The following is a 21,717-nucleotide window of genomic DNA, read 5'->3' as shown; positions in this document are numbered from 1 at the left end:
TTATCTTAATTTTTGAAATTACTTTTACGGAATACATAAAAAAACCACAGTTAATGTCCTTTATTATTTTCGTTTAGTTAGTTGCTATTAATGATATAATTATATGATAAATTTATTTTATGTATAAAAATAAAATAAAACAAGAGGGCTTGTAAAACAACAAAAGTTTTATAATCAACCTATTATCCACATCAAATTAAAAAACAAGATTTGCAAAAATTAATAAAATAAACGAATTTGCATTATGTAGAATTCTCTTAGATGTGACTTTCTTAAAAATATCCTATCTGTTACTTTTATAATTAATTTAAATATGCCTTTCCAAAATCTACTAAATAATGTGGTGGGAATGTGTGCGTACTTTTTTCTAGTTTTTTTTGTGCCATTCTCGCATGCTTTTCCCCAACATCATGCGCTTACAGGCTCAATTCCACTAGATAACACCTTCCAAAATGCCCTTACTCTTTTCGAACAGCAACATTATGAGGCCGCTCAAAAAACTTTTTTATCTTTTTTATCTTATGAAAACTCTTCTGTTTCCCCTCAGAATGAATTAAACAAGAAAATAGAAGCGACTTATTATGTACGACTTTGTGAGTTGTATCTCAAAAAATCATACTCAGAAAAAAATAGTATTGAATTTATTTCAAAATATGAACAAACGCTCTATGCTGATAATCTCAAACTTGCTTTAGCCAACTCTTTCTACAATGAAGAAAATTACCGAAGAGCAGCCTATTATTTTTCACCTTTAGAAAAATCTCGTCCTACTGAAAAAGATGAATTAGAAATTAATTTTCGTTTGGCATATTCGTATTTCAAAATTGGAAGAACAAAAGAAGCTCTACGTACTTTTGCCTCTTTGCAATCAAAAAATAATGAATATTATGCTCAAGCTAGTTATTATGTAGGTTTTATCAATTATGAATTAGGAAGTTTTGAGCAAGCTATTGAAAATCTAAATCAAGCAAAGGCAGACAAAAAATATACAGAAAGTACAAACAAACTGATTGCTAAAGCCTATTACAATTTGGAAGAATGTCAAGGTTTGAGTGATTTTCTGTCTTCAATAGCAAATGAAAGACACGATGTTGAACTTTTTTATTATGCAGCTCAGTGTGCTTACCTCAACAAAGAATATGATTTGGCTTATGAATGGTTTGGACGTTATAAACGAAATAGCAAACAGCTTTCTGACTCTGTTGCTTATCAATATCTCAATACGCTTTATGCAGTAGAAAATTATGATGAGTTTTTGGATTATGAAACGTCTTCACTGGCGGGTGGAGCATTTTACTCTCCTATTTTACTCATGAAGGCAAGTATTTATGAAAAACAAAATAACTACAAAAAAGCTGCTTCTACTTATGACGAATTAGCAGCCTTTAATCCTTCAGAAGCTGAAAAAGCCTATTATTCTAAACTTAAAAATCTGTACTTATCAGAAGAATATAGTGTATTGATTAGTGAAAGTAAAAAGTTTGAAAATAAATTTCCTCAAAGTCTGTATTTGTCAGAAGCAATTTTATTTACTGCTGATGCTCTAGCTTCTAACCAAGATGCACAAACAGCAATGGCATATTTAAAAGTTAGAGATTCGAAGAATCTAAATCAGAATCAAGACCAAATCAAAAAAATGTATGTTCATTTGGCTTTGCAGTCTATCAAAGAACTTTTTAATCAATCTTCGTACAATGAAATGAATCAAGCCATTGGGCAGCTCAAAAATGACATGCAACTCAATGATTCACTTCAAAACTTTATTAATTTTTATACAGCAGAAGCATTTTTACATACTCAAAAAGTAACAGAAGCTGAAAGTTATTATAAAAAAATACCTACTTCTAGTCGTTTTTATGCTGATGCAAAATATGGAATGGGAGTTATTAATTTTAATAAAGCAAATTATAGTAGTGTTGCCAAACAAAATGCACTTGTTTTATTGGAAGAATATTTATCTACGCCGACTGGAATTACAAAAGAAAAAGCTGTCGATGCTCTTACTCGTGTAGCAACAATTTATGCTGTCAATAAGCATTATAAAGAAGCCGAAGTCAATTTTATGAAAGCCTTGACTTTGGGAGATTCTGAGACAGAATATATTAATTTTTCTTTAGGACAAATTTATTTTGTTCAGAACGATTATTCAAAAGCCATGCATCAGTTTGATAAAGTAATGCAAACGCCAAATTCGTTGTATGCTCAATATTCGCAAGTGATGAAAGCAAAAATTTATGAAAGCCAAGGCAATCGCAAGCAAGTGATAGCTCTTTTGGATGATTTTATTAAGCGTTATCCTCAAAGTGAAAAACTAGCAGAAGCCTTATATAGTCGTGGAAATGCATGGTATGGATTAGGAGAAAATAAGAATGTAATCAATGACTATACAGCATTAATTATAAATTATCCGAATACAGACAAAGCAAAAATGGCTCTCAATACACTAGAAAATTATCCTGATTTTGGTGTGGTGGTAGAAAATATAGATGAACTTAGAAATATATATGCTCGTAATAATTCAAATTATGACCCCAATAATTCTACAGCATCAAATTCAATTACAAATCCTACTACTAATGATGGTATTCAACAAGAATTTGATAAAGGATTCAAACTTTATGAAAACAATGAATTTTCAGGTGCAATAGCTATTTTTAGAAAAATTATTGCTACTCATGAAATTGCAGGAACTATTCATTATGACCGTATTTATTATTATTTGGGTAAAAGTTATCAATATTATGGTGATAATTCTCAAGCAATAAATAATTTGCAGCGAGTAGGAGGACAAATGCAAACGGATGCACTTTCTGATATGGGGGATATTGAATTTGGTAGAGAAAATTATAATAGTGCTATTACACAGTATAAAAGTTTGGCTAAAGCAGCTCCTAATGATGCAAAACGTATAGAAGCGTGGGAAAAACTAACTAAAACTTATTGTAAGCAAGAAGATTATGCTACGGCAAACGATTATTTGGCTATCATTCGAAACAAAAAATCATACTCAAATAATGACTTTGTTCGGTTGTATGAAAACAAAATTTTGGCAGGGCAACAGCAAGTAGATGCAGCCATTGAAGGTTTTTCAAAACTAGGAAATGATAGACAAGCCAATCCAAAATATGCCTCAGAAGCTCTTTACGAACTGGCAGCACTGATGCACAATATCGGAGATGATTCAAGTGCAAAATCAATTCTGAAAGACTTGAAAAAACAGTTTGCAGAACAAACAGAAACACAACAAAAAGCAAATAAATTAGCTTTACTGTTGAATTAAATATCCTACAAAATAAAGTAATTTGGTAGCCTGACTACTATCAAGTTACTTTATTTGAAATTCTATCCTAATATATACCAATAGCTTTCTTCCAAAATGAAAAAAATAGCTACAAAAATTCTATCCATTTACCTTTTTATCCATTTACTGACTGTCTTCTCACCAGATTTTGGACAAAAAGCCCTTGCTCAAGGGCAAGCCGAATTAGAGCAAGAAAATGTTGATGTCAATAAAACCAATGAGTTTGAATTAATTTCGAAACCTCCTATCAAAACAAACGTTCAAATTGATGAACTTCCGAATTTGACAATTTCGAAAGATGAAGAGATTGATTTTAGTGAGGCAATGACCTTTAGTAGGCTCACTTTTAGAGAAATCCCAAATGAACTTGCTCCATCTATCCCAAAAGAAATGTTAGGGAATTATGTAAAGGCAGGTTTTGGAAATTATATAACACCTTATTTTGAAGGTTTTTATAGCCATGATTTTAATGAAAGAAATAAATACGGTGTTTTTGCTCGTCATTTTTCTTCTATGAATGGTGTTGTTGATGGACAAAACTCTGGTTATGGAAATACAAATGTTTTGCTTTTTTCGGAACACACAAAAGAAAGGTTTGTTCTCTCATCTTCTATTAATTATAACTTAGAACGAGTTCATTATTATGGCTATAATCCAAAAAATATATTGGATTTTGAAATACCTGAAAAGAAAGATATTCGTCAGACTTATCACAGACTAGAAACTAAAATTGATTTTTCGTCGCTTCCTCAAAAAGATGAATTTGGAGATTCTAGTGCTGATAAATTAGCGTATGAAGTTTCTGTTGGATTTAATCTTTTTGCTGCTAGAGATAATGTAAGTGAATGGCAAATTCCTGTTTTGGGAAATATTACGTATGCTATTTCTGAGAAATCAAGAATTAAATTAGATGCAGAATTTCATCAAACACAACAAAAAAGTGATTTTTTAAGCATAGATAATCAAACTATCAAACTAAAAAATGATAGAATGTTAGCTAGTTTTGTTCCTTCTTATAACTTCTCTACTGAAAATTTAACGCTAAATGTTGGTGCAGGAATGGCATATAGTTCGGATTCTCTTTTGGAAAATGCAACTGGAAACAAACTTTTTTTCTATCCAACTATTGATTTTTCTTATCAACTCGCTAAAGATAAATTTTGGATTTTGGGAGAGATTGGAGGAGGCGTAAAACCACAATTTTTGAGAATGCTAACCGTTCAAAATCCTTTTTTAGCTTCTGTGCAGCCTCTTAGCCATACTTTTTCACAAGTGGATGCAAACTTAGCTATTCAAGCCAAAATCAATAAAAATTTAAAAGCAAATGCAGAAGTAGGATTTGCAATGTATGATAATATGCCCTTTTTTGCTCCTTCTGTTTCGGATTCTTCGCAGTTTGGTTTGTTATACGATAAAGTAAACATCTTCCGTTTGGGAGTTTCTTCTTCCTATCAAAAAAATAATTTTAATGCTCGTTTGTCGGCTAACTATTTTGGTTACTCGCTTACAGATTTAGAAATTGCTCATCATCGTCCAAATTTTCAAACAAGTTTGAGTGTAGGTTATACGTTTATAGAAAAGCTCAAAACAGAACTTACTTTACAGCAGCTTTTTGGTATCCAAACTCAAAATCCTGTTTCTGAAACAGTTTATGATTTGAAACCAATTCATGATTTGAGTTTGTCAGTTTCGTATAAATTTACCGACCGAATTTCTGCTTTTGTGAACGGATATAATCTAATTGGACAGAATTATCAACGTTTTGTTTATTATCCAAATAATGGAATTACTGCTGTGGTGGGAGGAAAATATATATTTTAGATAAGTAATATAAATATTGCATTTCTCTTTTACTGGTGCAAGATTCTATCTTGTATCTATCTATTTCGTCAGCATATACTGACAAAAAAGAGCGTCCAAGCAAAATACTTGAACGAGAAATATGTAAAGGGAAAAATAACTTTTATTTTGGTATAATCTTGTCATAAAAAATGGTTTCAAATGTACATTTGAAACCATTTTTTGCTGAACTATTTTTGAATTTTCTAAATTTATACCAAAATAAATATTAAACTTCACTGGTGCAAGATTCTATCTTGTATCTATCTATTTCGTCAGCATATGCTGACAAAAAAGAGCGTCCAAGCAAAATACTTGAACGAGAAATCCAAAGGGAAAAATAGATTTTATTTTGGTATTAGTCTTCTTTTTTAATTTTGGAATTAGCATGAATTCTAAATAAAATATAAAGTGGAATTAAAGAAAGAACAAGATATAATTCCCAACCATAATCAGCTCCTTTACTCCCCAAATTTATAAAAATATAAGCTGCTCCACCTAATAAAGCAATCAAAACAACGATTGACATATTACCAAATAATGTTTTGCGTTTTTCTTTTGCTCTTCCAAATGAACCTCTTAACACAGAATGTTCTTCATTGTAGCTACTAAGTTCATTTAATTCTTCTTTTACCTCCTCTTTTTCTAGTTGTTTTAATCGTTCTTCGGCTTCTGCCCAGCGTTTGCGTTTGTCTAAGTCTTCTTTATCTGGATTATAAAAGCGAGGTTGAAACTCAAATTTTTTGTGTTTGGGAAGGCGTGCTGATTTTTTGAACATAAGATTATCGGATTTTATTTTAATTACTATTCATTCAACTATAAAAATACAGCTATATCTAAAAAGTAACAGAATGCCACAAAAATACTAGATTTTAATGGAAACGAAAAAATAACCTACTCGTTTGAAACTAATCACTAATCACTAATCACTAATCACTAATCACTAATCACTAATCACTAATTCAGTTAATTTTTCTATTGTTTTCCAGTTTCTTGTTGTTGCCTTTGTCTTTAATTTTTTCTCAAAAAAGTTATTTGTCAGTTTTGAGGTATGATACTTTCCTTCACAAAAAATAAAGACATTATTTTCTGTAATTTCAAATTTATCTGTTGTCTTTGATTCAATTTCTTTTGTTTTCTCTATATTTTCAGTTGTTGGAATATGTTCCAAAAAAGTCAGATGAAGATTATTGATTAATTCTTTTTTGTCTTCTTCATTTTTTATAAATGGATTTGAAGATTGAATATTAATTAATTCTTCTTTTGTTCGTATGATTACAGGAACTTCAAAATTATATTTCTCAAAAATTGCTTTTTCTATCTTAGTAGAAATTTCACTTCTGTCTAAATCTGAATTAAACTCAGAATCAAAAACTACATTTCCACTTTGGATATAGGTTTCTATATTCAGAAAACCTAAGTTTTGATACAATTCTTTCAAATCTTTCATCAAAATTTTTCGTTTTCCTCCTACGTTGATTCCTCTCAAAATGGAAATGTATTTCATAATAAATTTAGAAGTTAGATTTTAGAAGTCAGAATTAAAAACCAATTTAGAATACAATACATAATAAATTTGAAATTTTGAAATTAATTCTAAATTTTACCTTCTGAAATCTAAATTTATTTTATTTCTGCGTCCATTGTATCACTTACCACATAATAACGAGGGTCATCGATAGAACGCTCAATTACTTCTTCAAATTTTGGATTTGCTTTTAATAGAAGCGTAATACACTCTTCGCTCAAATGGGTTAGTTTTATTTCTTTTCCTAAATCTAAATAACGATTTGCAACTCCTCTTAGTGCCTCAATGCCTGAATGGTCGCTTACTTTTGATTCTATAAAATCTATTTCTACTTTTTCTGGGTCTGTTTTTGGGTCAAATTTAGCACTAAAAGCTTGTGTCGAACCAAAAAATAAAGGTCCCCAAATCTCATATACTTTTGTTCCGTTTTCTTTAGTGTGTTTTCTAGCACGAATACGAGTTGCATTTTCCCAAGCAAAAACTAAAGCTGACATAATTACACCAACAAAAACAGCAATCGCCAAATCTTGCCACACCGTAACAGCCGAAACAGTAATCAAAACAATAGCATCAGAAACAGGAATTTTGTGTAAAATACGGAAACTACTCCAAGCAAAAGTTCCGATAACCACCATAAACATAACACCAACAAGCGCAGCAATAGGAATTTGTTCGATAAGTGGCGCACCAAAAAGAACAAAACATAATAGCGCAATCGCAGCAATAACACCTGACAAGCGACCACGTCCACCAGATTCTACATTGATAATCGATTGTCCAATCATTGCACAACCACCCATTCCACCAAAAAGACCATTCAAAATATTTGCAGTTCCTTGAGCGACACACTCACGATTTCCACTTCCTCGGCTTTCTGTCATTTCATCCAATAAATTAAGAGTCATTAAAGATTCTATCAAGCCTACGGCAGCTAAAAGAAAAGCTGTTGATAAAATAAGTGTCCAATGCTCTTTCATTGTATAGAAAAGCGTAAAAACTTGGTTTTGAAAAGTAGGTAAAGAGCCCTCAATTCCTGTTGATTTTCCTCCACTTCCTTCAATTACAAATGATTTTACTGTTCCTACTTCTATATTTCCTAAAATTGTGATAGCAGCTACTACAACAATGGCAACTAAAGCCGACGGAACTTTTTTGGTTAGTTTTGGCAATCCAAACATAATTCCCATTGTAAGAGCTACCAGACCAATCATAATATACATATCATTTCCTTGTAACCATACTTTTTCAGCAGTACCTGCGACTGTTACAGTTTCTTTAAAAAAATCTATTTGTGCCATAAAAATCACAATCGCAAGACCATTTACAAAACCCATCATTACAGGATGAGGAATCAAACGGACAAACTTTCCCAAACGAAAAACACCAGCCAAAACTTGAAATATACCAACTAACAAAAGCGTAATAAAGAGCCATTGCACACCTAAATAATCAGCTTCCATTCCTAAAGCTGCACCTACTTCATTTCCTTTCATAATCAAATGCGTACTAACTACAACGGCAGCCATCGCACCCGTAGCACCTGAAATCATCCCTGGTCGTCCTCCAAAAATTGCTGTAACAATGCCCATCATAAAAGCACCATAAAGTCCAATTATTGGGTCAATTCCTGCCACAAAAGCAAAGGCAATCGCTTCAGGAACAAGTGCTAAAGCAACTGTAAGTCCTGAAAGAACATCATCTTTGGGGTTTTGTGTAAAGGTTTTAGAAAAATTTTGAGTAAAGTTTTTGAATATCGAAGTCATTTTTTGAATTTATTTTGTAAAGTTTTTATCTGTATTTTCTTTATTTGATTGTGTGTAGTGTTGTATTTTTTTAACGAAGGTGCAAAGGTACGATTTTTAAATTTGGGAATACATTTTAAACACAGAGTTCACAGAGAACGTAAAGGGATGAAATACAAATACATTTTAACTACAGAGGAAGAAGAGTTTAGAAGAGAATAAAAAAATCCATTATCTATTTTTTAATAAATAATGGACTTTAAAACAATTTAAAACTTTGACAGTCCTTTCAGAAGGCTGTCAATAGTTGAAATGTTAAACTATTATCAGAGTTATTTTGGATTACCAAAAAACTACTGACAAAATTTTTTTATATTTTATGCCTTAACTGTATTTTCCTCATTCTTAAATGCCTGACGAGGTTTTATTTGCAAGATTTGGAATAATTCTTTGTCTGTTTTGGCATCTGGATTTGGAGTAGTAAGAAGTTTATCACCTGCAAAAATAGAATTTGCACCAGCCAAGAAACAAAGAGCTTGTTCCTCAACGCTCATTCTGACACGACCAGCAGAAAGGCGAACCATTGCTTTAGGCATAATAATTCGTGCTGTCGCTATCATTCTGACCATTTCCCAAACAGAAACCTTTTCTTGTTCTTCCAAAGGCGTTCCTTCCACAGGCACAAGCGCATTTACAGGAACAGATTCTGGATGTTCTGGAAGTGTTGCAAGCGTATGAAGCATTCCGATACGGTCTTCTTCTGCCTCGCCCATTCCGATAATTCCACCCGAACAAACCGAAATACCAGACTTACGAACATTCTCTAAGGTATCCAAACGATTCGAATAATCTCTTGTGCTGATAATTTTGTCGTAATATTCTTCGCTTGTATCTAAGTTGTGATTGTAGGCGTACAGTCCTGCTTCTTTTAGTTTGTTTGCTTGTTCTTCGGTGAGCATTCCGAGTGTACAACAGACTTCTAAACCCATTCCATTGATTTCTTTTACAGCATCAACTACTCGGTCAAATTCTCTTCCGTTACGAACTTCTCTCCACGCTGCTCCCATACAAAAGCGTGTACTGCCAGATTCTTTGGCTTCCTTTGCTTTTTCTACAATTTCTTGATTTTTGAGCATTCTACTTGCTTCTACGTCGGTGTGATAGCGTGCAGCTTGTGGACAGTACGAACAATCTTCTGGACAACCTCCAGTTTTGACAGATAAAAGTGTACAAACTTGTACTTCTGATGTTTCGTGGAATTTTCTGTGGACACTTGCGCCTTTATAGATGAGTTCTAAAACTGGTGTATTATAAATTTCGGCTATTTCTGCACGAGTCCAATTTGTTTTTATTAAGTGGTCTAATGGTGTTTCTGACATTTGCGTGTATTTTTATATGAATGAGTTTTTAAATTCTATAGTATAAGAAATGAAAACCAATAAATTATTTTTTCATAAATCACAAACTATCGATAATAAATCATAATTGACTTCGCAAAGCTATAGGTTGTCTTAACTGCTTTGATAAATCGTAATTTTTAATTCGTAATTCGTAATTGTTTCTCAATTTACACAAAAATAGAAAAAACAAAATTCTAATCTTTCCTTCTATTCCAAAATGATAAAAAAAGCCTTCAAAATACCCTAAAAATCAGTCTAATAAATACCTTTTTAGGGTCCATTAAAAATTTCATAAAAAAACAGTAAAATCAATAAGTGAAATTACGAATTTTCTAAAGAATTAAATAAAATATTGCTAAATATTCATATTTTAATTAATTTCGTTGATAAATTTGCAACAAAAGAATCTTTTCCTTTACTTTGTATCATCAGAAAGGGAAAAATATTACAAATTTCATAAACGCTAAAAGAGCATTTGAAATTTAACTAATAACGACTTACTGATAAATAAAAATGTAGGGTGATGAAATTTTGGCAGCCATGCCCCTCGGTCTCAGGGGTGAAGGTTTGGGATAAATCAAATAGCTATTTCTGATAACTATCTGACTAACTACTTCGTGAAGGTTCGAGTCCTTCTCCTACAGCAAAATGTTTTAGTGAATTGAAACAAATCAAAAAAGACTTGTCGGTAAGATTATTTACTGACAAGTTTTTTTGTTTCGGAGCTTTATATGAAAAACATATTCTTTTACAAGACTAAGTTTGTAGTTTATCGGTTTATTAAAATTACTTTTGTTTATCTTTAAATAATTCTTTAACAAGATATTTACCTATATCTGATACTTGAGAAAAATCACCAAAAACACTATGCTTCTTTAGTTGTTTAATTAGCTTATTTGTATTCTTTATCTCCTCTACATATAGCAGCATATAGACTATCATATACATTTCTTCATCAGATAACTTAGACTTAAACAAATCAAGATAATTACCATTTGTTATTACTTCTAACTCATCTATTTTCTCTAATACTGTTCTAATTTGATTAAGATAGTTATTCCAAAATGCTATTTTCTTTTGATAAGTTTGTAGAGTTAATTTAGATGTATCCATTGCAGCTTCTGCTTCTTTATTCTTTTGCTGTACAGCCCAGTCTTCATCCTTCAAGTATTGTTCAATATCTAAATAAGTTTGTTGTACAGCTTGTTTTCCTTTAATTATTGTATTAATAGGTATATTATTCCCCACTCTATCATCGTTTAAAAGCACAAGGTTATCGACAGTATTATCAAAATACTCTAATAAATAGTAAAAACTTTTTTCTTTAATAGCAAGATTATATTGATTTTGGTTATTACCAACCATAGTATCTATATGTGTAGCAAGAGTTTTGAGTTGGTTTATTTGACTTAGACTCTGTTTTTTATTATCATTTACGAGTTGTTTAATTGTTTTTGCCTGCTCTATAAGTTGTGTCTCTTTTTTAACCATATACTCCTCTTGCTTCTCATTAGCTACTTTTTGTTGTGCTTCTTTCTGTTTTATGTATTCAGCTTGTTCGTTGTTAATTTTCACCTGTTGTCTATATGTAGCAAAAACTAAGATGAAGGCAAATATGGCAGCAATACCAGCTACATGTGTTCCAAAATCACTAAATGCTTTAGAGTCAATAACAAACCATTCAAATTTAGTAAAAGTATTTAGACATATATGTGAATATATATATGTAGGAATTATAACTATAAAATATGCCATAGCTAAATATGATAAAATAGTTATTAAGGAAGTTGTTTTTGAACCTTTATCACCTTTTGCTTCTCCACTCTCTTTTATTTCTTCACTATCTTTTGAGTCAGCCATGTTTTTTTATTAAAAAGTATGTAGTTATTTTTTTAAATGAAAAATACGAAAAGTTATTTATATTTCACACAAAAGAAATAGTTTTCCTAAAATTACCTCAATGATTTGATATATAAACCCAAATAAAAAACAATTCCCCTAATGTTTTCTCTAGCATCTAAAAAAAACTTCAAACTATTTTAAAAATTTATTTCAAACTATCTTTCTGAAAATCAATCGCTTAGTAGTGTGTTGATATATTTTATTCATTTTTTTTGAAAAATTTTTAGGATAGTGTTTGGATATTAAGAAAAAGAACGTACCTTTGCATCGCACTAAGGGAAACAAACACATCAAAAAACAAATTATTTTTAAGAAGTAATTGAAAATTTTGAACTAAAAGTCTCTCAAAAGTGTAATTGGTGTAAGAATCAATTTCATAAATACGGTGATGTAGCTCAGCTGGTAGAGCGTCGGACTGAAAATCCGTGTGTCGGTGGTTCGAGCCCACTCATCACCACCGTAGTAAAAACCCAAATTAAGTAATAACTTTTTTTGGGTTTTTTTTGTTGTCTTAAATTATTAAGTCCTTTATTATTTTTTTTATCCTCAACGACGACAAAGTCTCGTTGACAGTTAAAAAATAGAACATAACCGTCGTTGAGACTCAAATGAAGTCGTCAACGAGGATTTAAAATAGAAAATTTATCACTAATCACTTACCATTAATCACTCTTTATGTCTGAATTCAATTCTTATCTTCCTTCTGATTTACCTGTTCCAGCTTTTCACGGCTTACTTTTGGGCGCAATTTCGCCTCGTCCGATTGCCTTTGCCAGTACGATAGACAAAGATGGAAATGTCAATCTTTCTCCTTTTAGTTTCTTTAATGTTTTTGGTGCAAATCCTCCCACACTTATTTTTTCGCCTGCCAGAAGAGGAAGAGATAACACCATAAAACATACTTTAGAAAATGTAAGAGAGGTAAAAGAGGTTGTCATTAATATGGTTTCGTATTCGATGGTAGAACAGATGTCGCTTTCCAGTACAGAATACGATAAAGGAGTAAACGAATTTATTAAAGCAGGATTCACTCCGATTGCATCCGAAAAAGTCCGTCCTCCTAGAGTGTTGGAGTCGCCAGCACAGTTTGAGTGTGAAGTAACACAGATTATCGAAACAGGACAAGAAGGAGGCGCAGGAAATTTAGTTATTTGTGAAATCAAGAAAATGCACATCAATAAAGCTGTTTTTGATAAAGAGGAAAAAATAGATCCTCATTTGATAGATTTGGTCGCTCGTATGGGAGGAAATTATTATTGTAGAGCAAGTGGAGATTCTGTCTTTGAAGTAGAAAAACCATTGACCACAAAAGGAATTGGAGTAGATTCTCTTCCTGATGCCATAAAAAACAGTAAATTTTTATCTGGAAATACATTAGGAAAACTAGGTAATATAGAAAAAATGCCAACCATAGAAGAACTAGAAATTTCTAAAGATGTCTTTGAAAATGAAGAAGCACAACACAAAACAGCAGAAAAACTAGCACAAAAAGGAAATGTTATGGAAGCATGGGCAGTTCTTTTGAGCTAAAACTTTTTCTATAACTGTCAGTTTAAAAATCTCTCACTCAAAAATACAAACTATGAAAGCAATTTGGAACGGTCAAGTAATTGCAGAAAGCGACACAACAGTACAAATAGAAGGAAATCATTATTTCCCTGCTGATTCTGTCAAAAAAGAATTTTTAAAGGAAAGCGACCACAAAAGTATGTGTCCTTGGAAGGGAACAGCTTCGTATTATTCCTTAGATGTAAATGGAGAAGAAAACAAAAATGCCGTTTGGTATTATCCAACTCCAAAAGATGCAGCTAAAGAAATTGGTGGAAAAATGGCTTTTTGGAAAGGTGTAGAAGTAGTGAAATAAGAAAATATTCAATCATAAAATGAAGAAGAATTGCTGTAAATGGCAATTCTTTTTTATTTTGGAAGATAAATTGACAGGGAGTAGAAACAAAAAAACAGATTGAAAATGCAAAAGATATTTTTATACATCAACATTATTTTTCTATTAGCTTCTTGTTCAAAAAAGATAGCTTATAATCATACAGAGGATTTTACGGAGCAAGAAGACTCTAATTATACAAAGCAAAAAATAGAAAAAATGGTTGCAACTCATCTTGCAACACTAGGAAAAGCAGTTGAAGAATATAAAAACAAGCAAAGTTGGAGAGAAACAACTTTCAAAGATTCACTCATAGAAGTACGATATGATTATCAAGATTCGAAATTTGTAAATATAATTGCTTTTAGAGATACAATTTGTTTTGTAGAAATAATTTCTGAACATTTCAAAATTACACCTAATACTGTTGATACAGTTATTTCAGACAATCATTTTGAAGGATGTAAAAATTATTTTAAGAAAATGTATCAAACCAATTTAGATATTTCTACGCTTCCAAAGAGTATATTTGATATAAGAGGGGATTTTGGAATAGCTGTTGGAGCAGCAGGAACACCAACTGAATATGGAAAAATATATTTAGATTTAAAGGAAAAAGGAGTAAATAGTGAAGAAGTATTGAAACTAATGACAAGTCTAAATCCATATCAGCAACTCAATGGATATTTATTATACGATGAAGAAAAACACCAGATTTCTAAATCTGTAATTGACTTGGTAGAAAAATCAACTTACAAGATAAATTATCGTTATGGTTGTTCGCCATATTATCCTCCTGTTACTATTTTAGATGTCAAGAAAATAATGAAAGAATACTAAAATCAAAACGAAAATTCATTTTCATTCTCTGTATTTAAAATGTATTTCTTCCTTATCTTTACCAAAAAAAACACCTAAAAAAAAACTTTTGAACGCACTAGGAAGACACGTCATCGTCGAACTTTACGACTGCAAACCCTCACTTTTAGACGACGTTACGTATGTACAAAACGCCATGCAAAATGCTGCACAACAAGCAGGAGCAACAATTATTAATCTTACTTTTCATCATTTTTCGCCATTCGGAGTTTCGGGAGTGGTCGTGATTCAAGAAAGTCATTTAGCGATTCATACGTGGCCTGAGTGGGGTTTTGCTTCGATTGATTTGTTTACATGTGGCGAAAGTACAGACCCTTGGAAATGCTACAACGTTTTGAAAGATGCTTTTTCGGCAAGTCATGGCTCAACGATTGAAATGCGAAGAGGACAATTAGAACTCTTAAAGAAAAATGATTACAAAGCTGAAAATATTGCTCAAAATAGACCAGTTTTAAATGAAAAACCTGCTTTTGTTTCAGAAAATGAAAATAAAGAAGTAAACCAAGAAAAATTAAACCAAATAAGTAAAGAGATTTGGTTTACAGAGCGAGATGAAAATTTAGCTTTATCACTCAAACACAAAGGCGATTTATTATTTAGAAAACAAAGCGAGTTTCAGAAAGTAGAAGTTTTTGATACGTTTGCTTTTGGGAAGGCATTGGTTTTGGATGGTTTGGTAGTCGCTACCGAAAAAGATGAAGCTGCTTATCACGAAATGCTTGTTCATCCTGCTTTTACATTTTACAATAATCATAATCCTGATTTTCATTCTAATAATTTAAACGCTAAAAAAACAGGAATTAAAGTATTGATTATTGGAGGAGGAGATGGAGGAACAGCACGAGAAGTTTTGCGTTACGATTCGGTAGAAAAAACAATCATGATTGAGCAAGACAAAACAGTTACAGAAGCTGCCAAAGCTCATTTTGAAAGTCTTACAAGTGCTTTAGAAAATCCAAAATTAGAACTCATTTTTTTAGAGGCAAATCAATTTTTGAATAATTACTCAACTACCCACAACAAACAAAAATTTGATATAATAATCGTAGATGCAGCCGACACCACACAAGAACCTATTTTAGATACAACATTTTTCAAAAAACTCTATAATTTATTAGACGAAAATGGAATTTTGGCTACTCAATGTGATGCACCTCGCTGGCATCAAGAGCGTTTTGTGAGCATCATAAATTCTTTAAAAGAAGTGTTTTTATTCAATCCAAACAATAAAACTGTTTTACCTTATTTGAGTTCGGTGGCTTCGTTGCCTACTGGAATGTGGGGTTTTGCGTGTGCAGCTAAAAATCAAGATTATTTTAAAACTAACAATCAAAATTTTGATGCTGATTTTGATGATGAATTATTTTATTATAATCAAGAAATACAACAAGCTGCTTTTTGTCTTCCTAATTTTATTAAGAATTTGTTAAGTTAAGGACAGACATTATTTAGAGAAACAGGTATTTTAAATCAAGGATATTTTATTCTTCTTCTGAATTAAAATTATTTTCAAAAAATAAAAGGAATTATAAAATAAAAGGCAAAATTGTTTCGTAAATTAGTATGTTAGCCGAATTTTTTATACCTTTTCAGTAAAAATAAGCAAGATAATTTAGAGTTTTCTCAAAAAAACAGTTTGTTTTTTATCAAAATAGAAAAAAGAACTAAATTAAGTTTTGAAAACTTCCGAAAAAACTATTCTTTTGCTTTATTAATTGAATACTTCAAAATTTTAATACGTAATTAATTATTTATTCACACACACAAACAGTGAAAGTTTTATGAAAAAATTTCTCAAAAAAGCAACTACAAGCATCATTGGAGCAGGATTGTTAAGCGCAGGTTTACTTCTTTCAAGCTCTAATGTGATGGCAAGTGGTTATCAAGTTGTCTTGCAAGGTAGCCGAGTAACTGCAATGGGTAACTGTGCAGTCGGATTTCGTTCTGGCGCACCAAGTTTATTCTTTAATCCTGGTGCAATGGCAATGGAACAAAATAGTTCTATTATGCTAGGAGCAAACTTTGTAAGTTCTAGTGTGCAGTATGCAGCACCAAATAGTACGTATAGAGCTGAAACATCATCTCCAACTTCTACACCATTTTTTGCGTATGGTATTTACAAAGTTAATGATAAACTCAATGTAGGTTTAGGTGTTGTTACTCCTTTTGGTTCTACAGTAACTTGGGGTGATGAATGGCAAGGTCGTTTTGCTTTAAATGAACTTAGTTTGGCAGCTTTTGTAATACAGCCAACAGTCAGTTATCAAGTTTCTGAAAAATTTGGAATTGGTGCAGGACTAGATATTGCAACAGGTTCTGTTTCTCTTCGTCGTAGTGCGCCTTTAGAAGCACAAGATGGAACTAAATCTTATGCACTATTAGAAGGAAATGCAAATCCAGCAGTAGGTTTCAATGTTGGAGCTTATTATGAAGCGAGTGAAAAATTCTCTTTAGGTATAAGTTATCGTTCTAAAATAGATTTAACCGTAGAAGATGGAGAGGCAACTTTTGTTGTTCCTAGTTTAGTTCAATCTCGTTTTGAGGCTACAAAATTTAATTCTACTCTTCCTTTGCCTTCTGTTCTTTCAATTGGAGCAGGTATTAAGCCAACAGACAAACTTCAACTTGCATTAGAATGGAGCATGACAGGATGGTCTGCTTATGAAGAATTGAAATTTGACTACAATGCACCTGTATTAGGAGCAACAGAAACAGTTTCAGAGCGTAATTACAAAAATTCTTCTGTATTCAAATTAGGTGCTGAATACATGGCTACCGAATCACTTGCATTACGTGGAGGTATTTATTATGACCAAACAGCAGTAGAAGATGGTTACATCACTCCAGAAACTCCAGACGCAAACACAATGGGTTATACTTTAGGATTAGGTTATACAGTAGGCGAAAAATTTACTATTGATGTACATTATTTATTAGTAGATAAAGCAGAACGTTCGAATGTAGCAGCACCAAACTCTGGTGGAATTGATGGAACTTTCGAAGCAGGTGCAAATATATTTGGTTTTGGACTTTCTTACAAATTTGGTAGTTCTTCAAAGGCTGCTGAATAAAAATTATAGTGATTAGTTATTAATGGTTAGTGATTAATTTGAGGATTAAAAATTAAACCAAAAATAGCATTTACAAAAATCATTAAATTTTACAGTACATTAATTTATATTATTTAAAAAAATACAAAAATTAGCATATATTCATTATGAAATTATACAACAAATTTTTTTCACGCTGGACAGGTGTAGCTATGCTTGCTACTATGGGGCTTTTTGCTTGTCAGCCAGAAATTGAAGTCGAAACACCTGTAAGTGGTAGTGCAGACTTTACAACTTATGTAGCTTTAGGAAACTCACTCACAGCAGGTTATGCAGATGGGGGAGTATATCGTGAATCACAAATCAATTCTTATCCTGAGATGATGGCTAAGAGTATGAAAGAAGTGAATTCAAGCCTAAACTTCTCAACTCCTCTTATGCCAGCAGGCAATGGTAGTGGTTATCTACAATTAGTTAATGGTTCTCCTTCGCCTGTTGCTCCTGACCCAAGTGCGTTTGCATCTGTTGCAAGTGGAGGTCCTTATCAAAATATGGGTGTACCAGGTGCTAGAGTAAAAAACTTAACACAAGTTGGTTATGGTTCGGCACAAGGTAATCCATACTATGCTCGCTTTGCATCTAACCCTGGAGCTACAATAGCAGGAGAAGCAGCAGCTCAAAACCCTACTTTTTTTACGCTTTGGATTGGAAACAATGACGTACTTGGTTATGCGACTTCGGGTGGTGACCAAGGAGGCGATGCAATCACTCCAGTAGAAGAATTCAGAACTGACTTTGACAAAATCTTGACTGAGATGGATGGTGCTAGTGGTGGGGCAATCGCTAATATCCCTAATATCTTAGCTGCTCCTTATTTCACAACAGCTACTTATAATGCTTTTGTAATTGATGCAGCACTTGCTGCACAAGTAAATGCAGGAATTGAAGCAACCATTAAAGGTGGAATAAGACAACAAGCAGAAGCTAATCGACCTGCTATTACAGCACAAGTGACTGCTGGATTAAGACAGGCAAGAATAGATGGGGGTATAGCTGCAGGACTTAGTGAAGCAGAGGCAACAGCAGCAGCAGATGCTTATCTAGCAAGTGCAGAAGGACAAGCCGATATTGCAGCTAGAGTACAAGGAGCAATAGATGCAGCAGTAGAATCAAATTATGAAGCAATACCATCTCAATTTCGCCCTACTGTTTCAGAAGGAGCAAATCCTTTTATTATTAGAAGCACTCCTAGTGCTACCAATCCAACAGGTTTGCGTTCGGCTACTCCAGATGATTTGATACTTCTTACAGTTCTTGCTTATACTGCTAGTCCAGAATTTCAAGCTCTTCCAGTTCTTCCTGAAAGTCTGGTATTAGATGTAAGTGAACAAGCAAAAGTAAATGCAGCTATTGATGCATACAATGGTGTTATCCAAGATGCAGCAGGTTCAAAATATGCGTATGTAGATATTAATGACTTCTTTAGCAAAGTAATATCTGGTTTTTCTTATCAAGGTGTTGGTTATAGCCCTAGTTTTGTAACAGGTGGTGCATTTAGTTTAGATGGAATTCACCTTACTCAACGTGGTTATGCACTTGCAGGAAATGAATTTATTAAAGCTATCAACGCAAAATACAATGCAAAATTATCATTGATTAATGTAAATGATTATCGTGGTGTATTGTTCCCATAAATCATTATAACTAATCATTAGTTTTACATAAAAGTCTTACAGAAATTTATTTTTGTAAGACTTTTTTTATTTTTTATAAAATCTAATTTCTAACTTTGGTTTTACTTCTAAATTCTAACTTCATATTTCTAACTTTATTTCATGGCATATCGTCTTAATCCAAATACATTAGATTTTCCTCCTGTTCAGTATTCTGATGATGATGGACTTTTGGCTGTTGGTGGAGATTTATCAGAAGAACGAATCAAAAAAGCCTATAATAACGGAATTTTTCCGTGGTATTCTGAATATAGTCCAGTTTTATGGTGGTCGCCTGACCCTCGTTTTGTTATTTTACCTCAAAATTTTAAATTTTCTAAGAGTCTTAGACCGATTTTAAGAAAACAGCAGTTTAGAGTTACTTTTAATCAAGCCTTCGAAAGAGTGATGCAAAACTGTAAAATGGCTTACCGACCCAACCAACATGGAACTTGGATTACTTCTGAAATGCAACAGGCTTTTATCAATCTTCATTACGAAGGTTTTGCTCATTCGGTAGAGGTTTGGCGAGAAAATGAATTAGTAGGAGGATTGTATGGAGAGATTGTAGGAACATGTTTTTTTGGGGAGTCTATGTTTGCGCTAGAAGATAATGCTTCAAAGGTTGGTTTTGTAGTCTTGGTAAAAAACTTATTAGCTAATAATTTTCAAATGATTGATTGTCAGGTTTACACAGAGCATTTGGCTAGGTTTGGAGCTGATATGATTCCTCGTGCAGGATTTATAGAGCGATTAGAAAAAGGAAAGGAAAAATCTTTTGATAAAGAAAAATTTGAAACCAATTTTAATGATTCAGCTGAATTTATTTTTTCGTAATTTATTGTTTGTGGGACATGAGCAACCTTATTTATATCTAACATGACCTCGGTATTCTATTCTTGCTTTATGTCCCTGTCAGACACTTCAGAGTGTCAGACAGCTATGTTGGACTAAATTGTCTGACACCTTGAAGGTGTACTGACAAGATAGTTGGCAAATCAGCTAATAAAGAAGCATAGACTGATAAATACATAAATTATAATACCGAGTTCTATATCTAATGAAAAAAATAAGTATTCTAGTAGCCGTCAGAAATGAAGAAAGAATAATTTTATCTTGCTTAGATAATTTACAACTAGCTATAAATGAATTTTACAAAACAGAAAAAAATAACAATAATTTTGAATTAGAAATCTTGATTGGAGATGATGATTCAATAGATGAGAGTGCAGGAATTATAAAGAAATTTAGAAACAAATTCATTCAAGAAAATCAAAAAATAAATTTTAAGTATTTTAAAATAGAAAATTCAAATAAAGAAATAAATCTGAAAGGCAAAGTAAATGTTATTCATCAATTAATCAATCATTCAGAAGGAGAAACCATTATTTTATTAGATGCTGATATTTTAGTAAATCAAAATTGGCTCAAAGAATTAGTAAAAAAATATTATCAAAAAGAATATATAAAAATGGTAATGGGAACGACAATTCCCAAATTAAATAATGCCGTTGTTGGTGTTTTAACGAAGCGACACCAACAACAATTTCTTACTACTTTTCAAATAATAGACTGGGTCTTTGGACAGGGAATTTTAGCCATTTTTTCAAAACTCCATTTTCCACAAACTGCAATGGGAAATAATCTCATTTTTGATAAAAAGACGTATCAAGAAATAGGAGGATATGAAAACATTGAGTTTTCAGTAACTGAAGATGTAGCTCTTTTTAAAGCCTTTCAAAATCACATAAATGGGCGTTGGTGGGGACACCAACAACGGCAGGAAAAACAAAATTGTCAGACACTTCAAAGTGTCAGACAATTAGAAAAGCAAAAAAAACACCGTTGCTCGTGTCCTCACGAGCGACTTATAAACAAAAATCAATTCTTCCTTCATCTTTTCAATCCTCAATCTTTAGCTTTCACAGAAGCAGAACCTACTCTAAAAGATTGGATTTTACAGCGTCATCGTTGGTTTTGTGGAGCTTGGCAGTTTTCTAATTTTCTTAAAAAAGGAATTTTGATAGCTTATTTATTCAGAATTATCTTTTTGTTAGGAATACTACTAGGAATAATTTTGAGTGGAAATTTTTACTTCATTCTATCAATTTTTATAATTTCAATAATTAATTTTTTACTGATTATTTCATTTTTTATAAAATTAAAACTCTTGCCTTTGTCGGTGTCTCTACCGACAACTATAATACAAATTTTTCTTTTCTGTTTGATAGAATCATTTTTATATTTCTTAGTAGGAATTTATTTTTTGAAAACAAAAAAGGTAAAATGGAAAGACAGAGAGTTTTGAAATATTGCCAAAAAAAATAGCAAAAGTTAGTATTTTGATAAATCAAGTTAGGATTTTTAGTAAAAAAAACGCATTTTTAGTATTACTTTTATTCTAGCTGTATTTTAGCTTCATTCTATCCAACTTACGTATTTAATTTATTCAAAAATTGGCTACAAACTCTACCTCAACAAG

Annotated in this window: 15 protein-coding genes and 1 tRNA gene; 11 read left to right on the top strand and 5 right to left on the bottom strand. The window is 32.0% G+C overall.

Going from position 1 to position 21,717, the window contains the following annotated elements; translation table 11 throughout:
* The first annotated feature begins 313 nt into the window (after nt 1–313).
* Together ACE193_RS08010 and ACE193_RS08005 are read left to right on the top strand one after the other, a co-directional pair.
* Nucleotides 314–3,280 (top strand): tetratricopeptide repeat protein, encoded by a 2,967-nt coding sequence (locus ACE193_RS08010; RefSeq protein WP_375562480.1) that lies wholly within the window; start codon nt 314–316, stop codon nt 3,278–3,280.
* Nucleotides 3,281–3,376: 96 nt separating this feature from the next.
* On the top strand, nt 3,377–5,122 hold the full coding sequence (locus ACE193_RS08005; RefSeq protein ID WP_375562479.1) for a hypothetical protein: 1,746 nt from the start codon (nt 3,377–3,379) through the stop codon (nt 5,120–5,122).
* A 376-nt stretch (nt 5,123–5,498) separates the two neighbouring features.
* On the opposite strand, the gene ACE193_RS08000 is transcribed toward ACE193_RS08005, so the two are convergent.
* The 5 genes from ACE193_RS08000 to ACE193_RS07980 form a co-directional block, all read right to left on the bottom strand.
* Nucleotides 5,499–5,918 (bottom strand): hypothetical protein, encoded by a 420-nt coding sequence (locus tag ACE193_RS08000; RefSeq protein WP_375562478.1) that lies wholly within the window; start codon nt 5,916–5,918, stop codon nt 5,499–5,501.
* A 165-nt stretch (nt 5,919–6,083) separates the two neighbouring features.
* Nucleotides 6,084–6,647: a DUF1697 domain-containing protein gene (locus tag ACE193_RS07995; protein ID WP_375562477.1), complete on the bottom strand. Its 564-nt coding sequence runs from the start codon at nt 6,645–6,647 to the stop codon at nt 6,084–6,086.
* Nucleotides 6,648–6,763: 116 nt separating this feature from the next.
* The gene (locus ACE193_RS07990) at nt 6,764–8,431 is read right to left on the bottom strand and encodes a SulP family inorganic anion transporter (RefSeq protein ID WP_375562476.1); all 1,668 of its coding nucleotides are present in this window, start codon (nt 8,429–8,431) and stop codon (nt 6,764–6,766) included.
* 356 nt (nt 8,432–8,787) lie between these two features.
* Nucleotides 8,788–9,789 carry a biotin synthase BioB gene (gene bioB / locus ACE193_RS07985; protein WP_375562475.1) on the bottom strand — a complete coding sequence of 334 codons (1,002 nt, stop codon included), beginning with the start codon at nt 9,787–9,789 and terminating at the stop codon, nt 8,788–8,790.
* Between the two features lie 807 nt (nt 9,790–10,596).
* The gene (locus ACE193_RS07980; RefSeq protein ID WP_375562474.1) at nt 10,597–11,670 is read right to left on the bottom strand and encodes a hypothetical protein; all 1,074 of its coding nucleotides are present in this window, start codon (nt 11,668–11,670) and stop codon (nt 10,597–10,599) included.
* 426 nt (nt 11,671–12,096) lie between these two features.
* Here ACE193_RS07980 and ACE193_RS07975 point away from each other — a divergent pair.
* The 9 genes from ACE193_RS07975 to ACE193_RS07935 all read left to right on the top strand — a co-directional run bounded on the left by ACE193_RS07975 (nt 12,097) and on the right by ACE193_RS07935 (nt 21,543).
* Nucleotides 12,097–12,169 (top strand) — tRNA-Phe (locus ACE193_RS07975).
* 218 nt (nt 12,170–12,387) lie between these two features.
* Nucleotides 12,388–13,242, top strand: coding sequence for a flavin reductase family protein (locus ACE193_RS07970; RefSeq protein WP_375562473.1), 855 nt, complete (start codon nt 12,388–12,390; stop codon nt 13,240–13,242).
* 52 nt (nt 13,243–13,294) lie between these two features.
* Nucleotides 13,295–13,576 carry a DUF427 domain-containing protein gene (locus ACE193_RS07965; protein ID WP_375562472.1) on the top strand — a complete coding sequence of 94 codons (282 nt, stop codon included), beginning with the start codon at nt 13,295–13,297 and terminating at the stop codon, nt 13,574–13,576.
* Nucleotides 13,577–13,681: 105 nt separating this feature from the next.
* On the top strand, nt 13,682–14,434 hold the full coding sequence (locus ACE193_RS07960) for a hypothetical protein (RefSeq protein ID WP_375562471.1): 753 nt from the start codon (nt 13,682–13,684) through the stop codon (nt 14,432–14,434).
* A gap of 88 nt (nt 14,435–14,522) precedes the next feature.
* Entirely contained in the window at nt 14,523–15,908 is a 1,386-nt protein-coding gene (gene speD / locus ACE193_RS07955) for an adenosylmethionine decarboxylase (protein WP_375562470.1), read from the top strand.
* Between the two features lie 346 nt (nt 15,909–16,254).
* The gene (locus ACE193_RS07950; RefSeq protein ID WP_375562469.1) at nt 16,255–17,544 is read left to right on the top strand and encodes an OmpP1/FadL family transporter; all 1,290 of its coding nucleotides are present in this window, start codon (nt 16,255–16,257) and stop codon (nt 17,542–17,544) included.
* Between the two features lie 146 nt (nt 17,545–17,690).
* Nucleotides 17,691–19,217, top strand: a complete 1,527-nt coding sequence (locus tag ACE193_RS07945; protein WP_375562468.1) for an SGNH/GDSL hydrolase family protein — start codon at nt 17,691–17,693, stop codon at nt 19,215–19,217.
* Nucleotides 19,218–19,358: 141 nt separating this feature from the next.
* Nucleotides 19,359–20,072 carry a leucyl/phenylalanyl-tRNA--protein transferase gene (aat, locus tag ACE193_RS07940; protein WP_375562467.1) on the top strand — a complete coding sequence of 238 codons (714 nt, stop codon included), beginning with the start codon at nt 19,359–19,361 and terminating at the stop codon, nt 20,070–20,072.
* Nucleotides 20,073–20,295: 223 nt separating this feature from the next.
* Nucleotides 20,296–21,543: a glycosyltransferase gene (locus tag ACE193_RS07935; protein ID WP_375562466.1), complete on the top strand. Its 1,248-nt coding sequence runs from the start codon at nt 20,296–20,298 to the stop codon at nt 21,541–21,543.
* The last annotated feature ends 174 nt before the right edge of the window (nt 21,544–21,717 follow it).

The sequence above is a fragment of the Bernardetia aquimarina genome, from assembly GCF_042180575.1.
In the GTDB taxonomy this organism is placed as follows: domain Bacteria; phylum Bacteroidota; class Bacteroidia; order Cytophagales; family Bernardetiaceae; genus Bernardetia.
This window is presented reverse-complemented; position numbering and strand designations above follow the sequence as displayed.